This window comes from Streptomyces sp. NTH33, from assembly GCF_003236365.1.
Classification (GTDB): domain Bacteria; phylum Actinomycetota; class Actinomycetes; order Streptomycetales; family Streptomycetaceae; genus Streptomyces.
The window spans coordinates 1-711 of the sequence record NZ_POTZ01001043.1 but is presented as its reverse complement, the minus strand read 5'-3'; the positions used below and the strand labels follow the sequence as shown (position 1 = coordinate 711).

General features: G+C 71.4%; 1 protein-coding gene. It reads left to right on the top strand.

The genetic code is table 11. The features are described 5' to 3' along the window. The first annotated feature begins 107 nt into the window (after positions 1–107). Positions 108–596 carry a hypothetical protein gene (locus C1I97_RS38355; protein ID WP_111007404.1) on the top strand — a complete coding sequence of 163 codons (489 nt, stop codon included), beginning with the start codon at positions 108–110 and terminating at the stop codon, positions 594–596. Positions 597–711 lie beyond the last annotated feature (115 nt).

The following is a 711-nucleotide window of genomic DNA, read 5'->3' as shown; positions in this document are numbered from 1 at the left end:
GCGGCGGGGCCCGGCCGCGCTCCCCACCGCCAGCATCCCGCGCTGGAGCACCACTAGCCGCCCGGCCCTGCCCGGGCCCCGCCGCTGACCAGCATCCGGAGACCCACATGCCGATGTACGCACGGGAGTTCTTCGCCGAGCTGAACCTTCCCTTCGCCGACGCGACCGTCGTCGGCAACACCTACTACGCCACCCCCACGGCCGAGGGGCCTCTGCGGCTGCGGATCGACTTCAGCCCCACCATCCGCGCAGGCGAGTACGACGGCCTGCGGCTCGCCACGATCCACCAGGACCGAGGCGAACTCGACGTCGTCCACCTACGGTTCGCGGACCACAAGACTTTCGACCACCGCGATTCGGCGTACGGCCGGACGCCAAGTACGTCCGGATACGCCGTGCTCAAGGAGCACAGGGACGCCCCTGACTGGGTGCCGTGGAAAGGCGCCCACACCAACGGGCTGCGGGACGCCATCGAGCAGTACGCCTCCGTCTGGTTCCCCGGCTCCTGGCCGCCGCCCGCGCCGGTCCGTGCTACCGCTCGGACCGCTTGCAAGGTCCCGTCCCCGCCGTGCTCGGCTCCGAGCCGGACCCGCTGACCTCGCTCTCTAACCGATCAAGGAGCCCCCTCCCTCGTGCACGCCCGTATCGTCCGCAGTGCCGTCCGGTCGACCGCCATCGCCGCCGCTGTGACCGGCACACTCACCTCGGCCC